Source organism: Demequina sp. (genome assembly GCF_049841215.1).
Lineage (GTDB): Bacteria > Actinomycetota > Actinomycetes > Actinomycetales > Demequinaceae > Demequina.
Window position 1 is genome coordinate 53,466 of sequence record NZ_JASGEO010000012.1, and the last position, 9,230, is coordinate 62,695.

Consider the following 9,230-nt stretch of genomic DNA (forward strand, 5'->3'; position numbering starts at 1 on the left):
ACCCAGGCCGGCCGTAGCGTCGGGCCTATGAACGACACGAAGCTGGCGCTGAGGGCGCGAGGGCTCACCAAGACGTACGGCGCGGGAGCGTCCGCGGTGACGGCCGTCAACCATGTGGACCTCGACATCGACGAGGGCGTGCTGACCGCGGTGATGGGGCCCTCGGGCTCCGGGAAGACCACGCTGGTGCACCTGCTCGCGGGACTCGACCGCCCGGACTCCGGCCAGGTGTGGGTGGGCGATCAGGAGATCACGGCGCTCAAAGACAAGGAACTCGCGAAGGTGCGCGGGCGCATCGTGGGATTCGTGTTTCAGGGCTTCAACCTGCTGCAGACCATGAGCGCGCGGGACAACATCGTGTTGCCGCTGCGGCTCAACGGACTTCCGGCCGACGACGCGTGGCTGGGTTCGCTCACCGACATGCTTGGCATTGGGCGTGAGCTGGAGCGCCGCCCGTTCGAGCTCAGCGGCGGTCAGCAGCAGCGCGTCGCGATAGCGCGCGCGCTCATCACGCGCCCGCGCGTGGTCCTCGCCGACGAGCCAACCGGCAACCTGGACACGCACGCGAGCGCGGAGATTTTGTCGCACTTGCGGCAGTCGTGCCGCGAGCTTGGCCAGTCCGTGGTGATGGTCACGCACGATCCAACGGCAGCCTCGTACGCCGGCCGGGTGCTGCTGTTTGCGGACGGCCAGGTGGCAGGGCACGTCAACGATCCAACGCCCGACGCTGTGCTTGCGGGCCTCGACGCACTCGCGGGGGTAGAGCGATGAGAAAGCTTGCGGCCGGGGTGGGGGGCGCGTTCGCGCTCCTGGCCATGATGGTGTTCCAGCCATGGGACCGGCTGAACTGCGATCCCAGCAACTGCTCGATGTACAACGGGTGGGGCGGCGCTCATGGTCTTTGGGTGCTGTTGCCAGTGCTCTTGTATATCGCGTTCCCGCTCGTCGTGGTGGGGATCATTCAGGTGTCCGTGCTGGGGATTCGCGACTCGAGCAGGCCACATGACCTTGCAGTACGAGCCGCGCTTGGCGAGACTGGCGGCTCGGCCGTGCGCGCGGCCGCGTCGCGCGGTCTGCGGGACGGCGCGCTCGTGGTTGGCGGGGCGTATGTGGTGAGCGGCGTGACGCAGGTGATCATCCTCGTGCAGTCCGGATGGCCCCTCAGCACCGATGCCTACATGTGGACCGGACGTCTCGTTGTAGCGCTATCCACCATCGGCACGCTGGTGCTTGCACACGTGATCGACGCAGCGCGACCCCACCGCACGCCCGTTGAGCGGCTCTACGAGGACGCGAAGCCAGTCGAGAGCGGGCGCGGACGTCGCCGCCTGGGGGTGGCGCTCGCCGTAGTGACGGCGCTCGCGAGCGGCGTGGTGGCAGGGATCGCGCTCGCCTATGACCTTGCGCCCAGCTTCTATGTGTCGAACACGATAGGCATAGCGGTTGCGGTAGCGATTGTGGCGATGCTCGCGCTCGCTCTCTTTGTGCTGATTCCCGCGTCGCAAGCCGCGGTGCCCGCTGTCTTGACCTGGGTCGCCGCTCGCGTCCCCCGCCCTGCCGGGTCGATCGTTGCCGCCCGCGCGGGCACCGTCACGCGGGCCGGCGGCAGGCTGGTGGTGGTGCTTGGCTCGTTCGGGTATCTGCTTGGCGCGGCGGCGTCCGTCGATACCTCCACTCAACTCAGCCCCACGTACTTGGGCTTCCGCACATTCGGCTCCGATATCGATGCCGAGGCATTCGCCGACGAGTTGCGCGCGGTTGACGGGGTCGCGGGCGTCATCATGCCGCAGACGCGAGACATCGGGGACGCGAGCGGCAATCCCGGCTACCTCTTTGCCGTGGATCCGAATGAGGTGCGGCAATACGATCCAGCACTCGCCCAGATCCTCACCGAGCACCCATCCGCGATCGCACAGAACCTGTGGAACGGGTCAGGCCACCTGCATGAGGGAAGCGATCCCAACTGGGGCTTCATCCCCACAGGAATCGTGCCCATCGTGACCTGCTGCGAGACGTTCACGAGCGCGTCGGCCGGAATGGTGCCAAGCGCCGATGCCGTCACCTACCTCATCTACTCCACGGATCCCGCTCTCAACGACGAGGTGACGCAAGCGGCGTGGGATCTCAGTCCGTACGGCCCCGGCGAGGACAGCTGGGAGAGCTCGGGTCAGACGGCCAGCAGCAACGGCAACTCGATGTGGTTGGTGAACCTTGCCTACTGGGCGTTCTTGGCACTGCTCCTTGGAACGCCCATGGTGGCGCTCGGAGTTGGCGTGGCGCGGGCCCGGCGCCGTGACGACGCGACGCTCGCGGCGATGGGCGCCACTCGCGTCGCCTTGCGCCGCGCGCTCGTCGTAGAGACCGTCACGATCACCGCGTTCGCCATGGTCGTCGGCACCGGCCTCGGAGGCATCACACGCTTTGTCATCACGCTGATTCAACGTGCACGGAGCTCACTCACGGGAGTGATCACCGATTCCTACCTCGCCACCGCGTTCGGCTCCGTGGCGTGGGTGGTGCTGCTCTGCGCGGTGCTCATCACCGTGAGCGTGGTGGGCATCACCGTGTGGATCACGGCCGTTACTCGGCGCACGCACACGCCCGTAGAGGATCTGCAGTACTCGACCGTTGGGGGTGTTCGATGATCTGGTCGTTGGCTCGCGAGCAGGTGCGCTCGCAGCGAAGGTACATCGGTTGGGCCGCCGTCGTGGTGGCCCTTGCTGTGGCGACCGCAGTGTACGGGGCGCTGCTGTCGACAACCTTGCGCCAGGCATCGACGGACATGGGCGCTGCGCTCGTGTTCGACGCCGAGTACACCTCTATCGGCTCGGGGGCCACGGGCGGCCCCGACGTGGGCTTGCCCCTTTTCGACACTGCGGATCTCGCGGCAGACGTGGAGACCGCGCAGGCTCAAGGAACCAGAGTTGCGGCGTATGCGAGGGTCTGGGGACTCTCGGCGCTGCCAGGCAGTGACCCCGAATACAACGGCCAGGTCACGGCCGCGATGGGAGACCTGGACTGGGACCAACTGCTACTCGACGGCGAGCCGCCCTCCTCCGGACAGGTGGTGCTGACCGCAGCCGTCGCGGACGTCCTTGGAGTTAGCCTGGGCGACGCTATCCCACTGTACGGCGAGGTAGACGTTCCACAGCCGCTCGTAACCTCGGTCACCGTCTCGGGCATCTCGGTCTCCAATTTCGACAGCGCTGGCCTGTCGCTATACGGCTACCCAGAGGTCCTCGTGGCGTGGGACGACTTCCCGCTCTACACCGAGCAGTTGAGCGAGCTTCGCGGAGACGACGAACCAACGTACTACGACCTGGATTTGTACTGGGACGGCGAGAGCACCGTTCTCAATGACGCCCTGACACAGCCCGCAGCAAACGCGTACGGCTTCGAGACTGGCACCAACAACGCAAGCATCTGGGTAGCGATGGCCGCGGTAGTCCTCGTCATCGGCGCCATCGCCATGGCATTCGCCTTTGGACGCGCCCAAGCCCAATCCCGCACCCAGTGGGTCGCGACGGCACGGGCGCTTGGGGCGTCGAAGCGGCACATTGTGCTCGCGACGTGCGTCGAGGCCGGGCTGCTCGCGATCATTGGGGTTGCCGCAGGCTCGCTCCTGGGCTTTGCCGGCGCCGCGGTGCACCTTGGGTTAGTGCATGGCGACGTGCCGGGAGCGGCGATCGCGTCGGTGCCGATATGGACTCCGTTGGTGGTGGTGGGAGCCGCCGTCTTGGCGAGCCTGCTCGCGGTGGTGGTCGCCTCAGTTCCCGCGTTCTGGGCAACGCGCGTGAGCCCCACCGCGGCTCTCAAACCCGAGAACGACATCACCAACGCCCAGGTGGGACGCCGCGTCTCGTTCTGGCCCGTGGCCATCGCGTGGGCGGTCGCTGGAACTCTGGCTGTGGTGTCTGCGGATCCCACGGAGGTCAATGGCGCGCCGTTGTACGGAGAACTGGCGTGGTGGCTGTTCATTGGCTTGAGCTTCGTGGTGGCCAATGAGGCGCTGCGATGGCTGTTGCCCGCGCTTGGCCGATGGTTGTCTCGCCGGCCCGAGAAGGCCGCGCTTGTCGCTGGCGACTCGATCGTCGCGAGACCACGCCAGTTCACGGTTCCTGCCCTGCTCATGGCGCTCGGCACAGGGGCGATGCTGTTCGCGAGCATCGGCACGATGCTCAGCATGATCAACGACTACGTGGACCCGCACTACGTCCTGAGCCCTGGCGAACTGCAGGCGGTCGCCTGGCAGACGTGGACTGGACCCGCGGCTGCCGTCGTGCTTGGCGTGCTGGCGCTCTTGTCCACGATTATCACGGTGGCCACCACCACGGTGACGTCCCGCGAGCGCGCCACGCGTGAGGCGCTGGGAGTCACGCCCGGTCAGACGCGCGCGGGGGCGGGCATCGCACAGGCGATAACGCTGGTGTCGGGAGTGGTGGTGGGGATCGCGCTTGCCACCGCCCTCATCGCGGTGTCGATCGCCCACGGGAGCATCACCGGCGTGGGCTCTGAATCGGTCGAATACGTGGCCATGAGCGTCTCCGTGCGCGCCACGTGCATGGTGGTGGGGATAGCGCTGCTGTGCTCAGCACTCAGTGCTCTGGCCATCGCGAGCGCCGCACGTACGCCACAGCTCACACCACGCGCCGCCGAAACGGGGAGGGTCTCGTAGCCACGCAGGGGCACTAGCGGTCCAGCAACGGTCTCTGCCTAGACTGACCCCATGGACACAGCCCCCACCCACAGTTACGCCGGTGACGTCACGCCTCAAGAGGCATGGGACATGGTGCGAGACGGCGCCCTTCTCGTCGACGTCCGCACCGTCATGGAGTGGGAACAGATCGGCGTCCCCGACGTCTCCGAGCTTGGCAAAGAGGCGCACTTCATCGAGTGGGTGCGCGCAGGTGGCATCCCCAACCCCACGTTCGCCGAGGAGCTCAAGGCAACCGGAGTGGAGCCTGGCACGCCCATCGTGTTCCTGTGCCGCTCTGGGCAGCGCAGCATTGGCGCGGCGATCACCGCCACCGAGATGGGCCTCACCCCGTCGTACAACATCCTCGAGGGTTTCGAAGGGGTGGCCGACGCGGCGGGCACCCGCAACACCGAAGGCTGGAAGGTTCGCGGCCTGCCCTGGAAGAACTAGGCGCTGACGGAGTTAGGCGGAGCGGTACTCCACTCGCGCAACCCTGGTAGTCGCGTCCTCGGCGCCCAGAGCGATCACACGACCGGTGAATCCTGACGCCACCTCGGTGGAGAGGTACCGGCCGTCGAAGCGGCCGATTTCCGTCGCCTCACCGTCGAGTTCCACGTAGACCACGATGTCGTCCGGCCCAGCGTCGCCTAGGTTCACGTGCGGCTTGATGGCGTCCTCTGCGGCGAGCGTCACCGCAACCGCACCCGCGCCAACCGACGCGACTCCCAACTCAGCCACCGCAGACTGAATCCTCACGAATGCAGTGACCACGCCGTCGGCCAGGCGCACGCCGATGCCGTGTGACGGGTCCATGCGAACCTCGAACCCGCCGCTGCTCAGCACGGCCGTGGCACGCCAGCGGAGGTCCCGAGCGCGGAAGCAGAGGAACTGACCGGCGGGCACGGAGGTGCCCTCGCCGGAGACGCTTACGGAAGCGATGTCCCCCGCTGGCACCACCCAGCGGGGGTCGAGGGGGCCGGAGAAGTCGTCCTCGAAGGCGGTGTCGACGGGAGGGATGTCGAAAGCCTCGGGCAGCACGCGCGGCCACCCGTCAATCCACTCCACGCCGGCGAGGAACGTCTCGCGCCCAAGCACGTGGAAGCCGGGCGTTGAGCCGCGCGGGCGGTTGGCGAGGTGGACGATTGCCCAGCCGCCGTCGGGCGTCTCGACAAGGTCGGAATGCCCGACGCTCTGCACGGGGTAGTCGGTAGAACGCCTCGTATACACGGGGTTGGCTGGGCAGGCTTCGAAAGGGCCGCTTGGGCGCTCGGCGCGGGCGATGGTGATTTCGTGGCCGCGTTCGGTGCCGCCCTCGGAGAGGAACATGTACCACCAGTCGCCGATCTTGTAGAGGTGCGGACCCTCCGGGTGGGCATCGCCGGTGCCCTGCCACACGGACTGAAGTGGGGAGAGAAGCGCACCAGTCGTGAGGTCAACCGGAGCTTGCATGACGCCAGCCGTGCCCTTGTCGAACTCGAGGTTCTTGTAGGTGAGGATGGCCTGGCCGTCCTCGTCCCACGCGAGGTCGGGGTCGATGCCGATGGCCTCACGGATGTGAATGGGGGCGCTCCACGGGCCTGCGGGGTCGGTAGCGGTCACCACCACCTGGCCCGAGTCGTAGTCGCTGACGTTCGTGGTGATGAAGTAGAAGAGGCCGTCATGGTGGCGCAACGTGGAGCCGTAGATGCCACCGGAGGGGCGCGAGACGCCCTCAACGAACTGCTCGCGCGTGGTCAGGATGTTGCCGATCTGCGTCCAGGTGATCAGGTCGGTGCTGTGCCACAGGGGCGCGCCCGGGAAGTATTCGAAGCTTGAGTTGGCGAGGTAATAGTCGCCGCCCACCTTGCAGATCGTGGGGTCCGGATAGAAGCCGGGAATGATCGGCTGCAGCGATGCGGAGGTCATGGTGCCTAGCGTACGGCGCCACGGAAGCGCTTCGACAGGGCCCTTCGCCCCCCAGCGGTGCGCCGAGTGCCCAACCCGGCCGTAGCGTCGGGCCGGTAGCCTTTCCCCATGACCGAGCCGAGCGACTGTCCCCCGCTGAAGCCAGACACCATCGCGGTGCATGGCGGCATCCACCGCACCGCGTTCGACGAGATGGCGGAGCCCATCTTCCTCACGCAGGGCTACGTGTACGGGAACGCCGCGGAGGCGGAGGCCGCGTTCAACGGCGAGCTGGATCGGTACCAGTACAGCCGCTACGGCAACCCCACGGTGACAATGTTCGAGGAGCGGCTCGCGGCGATCGAGGGGGCAGAGGACTGCTTCGCCACGGCCACGGGCATGGCGGCGGTGTTTGTGTCCCTCGCCTGCGTGTTGAAGCAGGGGTCGCGGCTGGTGGCGTCGAAGGCGCTGTTTGGGTCTTCGCTGGTGGTGTTCAACGAGTACTTCGCCAACTGGGGGATCGTCGTCGACTATGTCGATGGGCACGTTGCGTCGTCGTGGGAGGCGGCGTTGGCAACTCCTGCCGACGCCGTGTTTGTTGAGTCGCCGTCTAACCCCATGCAGGACTTGGTGGATATTGCGTTCGTTGCCGGTCTCTCGCGGGCGGCTGGGGCGATTTTCATCGTGGACAACGTGTTTGCAACGCCGCTTGGTTCGCGGCCGCTCGAGATGGGGGCCGACGCTGTGGTCTACTCGGCGACCAAGCACATCGATGGCCAGGGCCGGGTTCTTGGCGGGGCGGTGCTCGGGTCTGCGGAGTACGTGGAGAAGGTGCGCACGATGGTGCGGACCATGGGGGCCACGATGTCGCCGTTTACTGCGTGGGTGCTTGGAAAGTCCCTGGAAACTCTTGGGGTGCGTGTGCGCGCGCAGGCCGCGACGGCGCTGGCTTTGGCCGAGTGGCTTGATGGCGACCCGCGCGTTGCGGTGACGCGCCACCCGTTCCTGCCGTCCCACCCGCAGCATGAGTTGGCGAAGCGGCAGATGACGCTCGGCGGGACGTTGGTGACCATAGATATTGCGCTGCCCGACGGCGTGGATCCGCATGGCGATGAGGCCAAAGCGGCGACGTATCGGTTCCTTGATGCGCTGCGTTTGGTTGTTATTGCGAACAATCTTGGCGATGCCAAGTCGATCGCGACTCATCCGGCGACGACCACCCATCGGCGGCTTGGGCCCGAGGGCCGCGCGGCCGTTGGCATGTGCTCCGCGACCGTGCGTCTATCCATCGGGCTCGAGGACTTCGAGGACCTGCGCGCGGATATCGACCAGGCTCTCTCTGCCGTCTAGCCCGCGCTTCCTGCCCGACGCTGGGGTGGGTTTTCTTGCTTGCTTGCCCCAGCGTCGGGCCGGCTTGGCTAGAGCGCCCGCTTGGTTAGGGCACCCGCTTGGCTAGAGCAGAGCGAAGCCGGTGGTCCAGGAGGTCTTCTCGCCTGCCGCGAGGGTGATCTGCAGGAAGCCCAGCGCCTCGAGCTCCACCGCGCGCTTGAGCGAACCAGCGTCTACTGCGCGGATGCCGGCGGCGGTGAGGGTCGATGCGAGGGCGGCCTTGGCATCGGCGTTGTCGCCGGCGAGGAGAACGGTTGTTTGGTTCTCGCCTACCTTCTTGCTTGCGAGCGTGGCGGCGAAGTTGGTGTTGAAGGCCTTGACGACGTGGCTGTCGGGGAGCTGCTGCTGGATCTCCGCGGCCTTGGAGGTGCCGGGCTCTGTGACGAGGCCATCGAAGGTCTCAAAGTTCACGGGGTTGGTGATGTCGACGACTGCCTTGCCTGCTAGTTGAGCCTTCTTGGTGGCGAGGATGTCGTTGACCGCGGGGTGCGGGACGGCGAGGACGACGGTGTCGCCGGCGATCTGTGCTGTGCCTAGGTCTTCGTGCGTGACGTAGTCGACGGTGGCGCCGGCGGCGGCGAAGAGGCCGCCGATGGCGGTGCCCATGTTGCCGGTTCCGATGATGGTGACGTGGGTCATGATGTGCTCCCTTGTTGACTCGATAATGAGGTTACTTGACGTCTCAACTAATGTGTTTGGATGTTTATTCCGGGTGGCACTGGCTTTCTTGGCCTGGTGGCGATCCCGAAAGCCGTGTACCAATTCGCGGCACCACCAGGGCGTCTCACTGGTATCCACAGATCCGCGCTTTGGGTGGTTTATCCACATTTGGTAACGCTTTGATAACGGTGAGGCGATAATCGCGGCGTTTGAGGTGTTTATGTCAGACCCCGTCAGGAGGGTGGTGTCATGACCTTTTCGCTGAGCGATGTCGATGCCCGGACCGCGTTGTTGCGCGGGTTCGAGGGCGTTGATCTTGCGTGCGTGCCACGCACCGAGTTGGTGAAGCTGTTGAAGGCTGCGGGCGATGCGAAGGGTGCGATGGATCGCGTGATTGCGGTGGTCGCTGGGGAGGTGCAGCGCCGCTCTAGCGCGGAGGATGGTGCGGGAGGGCTCGCGCGCGTGGAAGGGTATGGGTCCGCACCACAAATGGTGGCGTCCCTGATTGGTGCCACCCCCAGTGAAGGACACCAACTGGTACGGGCAGGGTCGGCAATGAGTGAAGACCGGCCTTTGAAGGCGGCTCTCGAGGGCGGACTGA

The 9,230-nt window shown here is 66.3% G+C and carries 8 protein-coding genes; 6 read left to right on the forward strand and 2 right to left on the reverse strand.

What is annotated here, in order from left to right:
* Positions 1–27: 27 nt before the first annotated feature.
* From QM618_RS05850 to QM618_RS05865, 4 genes are read left to right on the forward strand one after another with little or no spacing between them, the layout of a single operon-like run.
* Entirely contained in the window at positions 28–771 is a 744-nt protein-coding gene (locus QM618_RS05850) for an ABC transporter ATP-binding protein (protein WP_428095637.1), read from the forward strand.
* Positions 768–2,645: an FtsX-like permease family protein gene (locus QM618_RS05855; RefSeq protein WP_428095639.1), complete on the forward strand. Its 1,878-nt coding sequence runs from the start codon at positions 768–770 to the stop codon at positions 2,643–2,645. Before QM618_RS05850 ends, QM618_RS05855 begins: the two co-directional genes overlap by 4 nt.
* Positions 2,642–4,675, forward strand: a complete 2,034-nt coding sequence (locus QM618_RS05860) for an FtsX-like permease family protein (protein ID WP_428095641.1) — start codon at positions 2,642–2,644, stop codon at positions 4,673–4,675. The genes QM618_RS05855 and QM618_RS05860 overlap by 4 nt, the downstream gene beginning before the upstream one ends.
* A gap of 51 nt (positions 4,676–4,726) precedes the next feature.
* The gene (locus tag QM618_RS05865) at positions 4,727–5,146 is read left to right on the forward strand and encodes a rhodanese-like domain-containing protein (protein ID WP_428095643.1); all 420 of its coding nucleotides are present in this window, start codon (positions 4,727–4,729) and stop codon (positions 5,144–5,146) included.
* A 12-nt stretch (positions 5,147–5,158) separates the two neighbouring features.
* On the opposite strand, the gene QM618_RS05870 is transcribed toward QM618_RS05865, so the two are convergent.
* Complete coding sequence (locus QM618_RS05870) at positions 5,159–6,601, reverse strand: glycoside hydrolase family 43 protein (protein ID WP_428095645.1); 1,443 nt, start codon at positions 6,599–6,601, stop codon at positions 5,159–5,161.
* A 108-nt stretch (positions 6,602–6,709) separates the two neighbouring features.
* Between QM618_RS05870 and metZ the strand changes: the two genes are divergently transcribed.
* Positions 6,710–7,930 carry an O-succinylhomoserine sulfhydrylase gene (gene metZ, locus QM618_RS05875; protein ID WP_428095647.1) on the forward strand — a complete coding sequence of 407 codons (1,221 nt, stop codon included), beginning with the start codon at positions 6,710–6,712 and terminating at the stop codon, positions 7,928–7,930.
* 102 nt (positions 7,931–8,032) lie between these two features.
* Here metZ and QM618_RS05880 read toward each other — a convergent pair whose 3' ends face one another.
* Entirely contained in the window at positions 8,033–8,608 is a 576-nt protein-coding gene (locus QM618_RS05880; RefSeq protein WP_428095649.1) for an NADPH-dependent F420 reductase, read from the reverse strand.
* Positions 8,609–8,878: 270 nt separating this feature from the next.
* Between QM618_RS05880 and QM618_RS05885 the strand changes: the two genes are divergently transcribed.
* Positions 8,879–9,230, forward strand: a 352-nt coding sequence (locus QM618_RS05885; protein ID WP_428095651.1) for a hypothetical protein, incomplete at its 3' end; no start/stop codon positions are given.

Coding starts and splice junctions, on each gene's coding strand:
- QM618_RS05850 (WP_428095637.1), top strand. CDS start 28: ATGAACGACACGAAGCTGGCGCTGAGGGCGCGAGGGCTCACCAAGACG.
- QM618_RS05855 (WP_428095639.1), top strand. CDS start 768: ATGAGAAAGCTTGCGGCCGGGGTGGGGGGCGCGTTCGCGCTCCTGGCC.
- QM618_RS05860 (WP_428095641.1), top strand. CDS start 2,642: ATGATCTGGTCGTTGGCTCGCGAGCAGGTGCGCTCGCAGCGAAGGTAC.
- QM618_RS05865 (WP_428095643.1), top strand. CDS start 4,727: ATGGACACAGCCCCCACCCACAGTTACGCCGGTGACGTCACGCCTCAA.
- QM618_RS05870 (WP_428095645.1), bottom strand. CDS start 6,601: ATGACCTCCGCATCGCTGCAGCCGATCATTCCCGGCTTCTATCCGGAC.
- metZ (WP_428095647.1), top strand. CDS start 6,710: ATGACCGAGCCGAGCGACTGTCCCCCGCTGAAGCCAGACACCATCGCG.
- QM618_RS05880 (WP_428095649.1), bottom strand. CDS start 8,608: ATGACCCACGTCACCATCATCGGAACCGGCAACATGGGCACCGCCATC.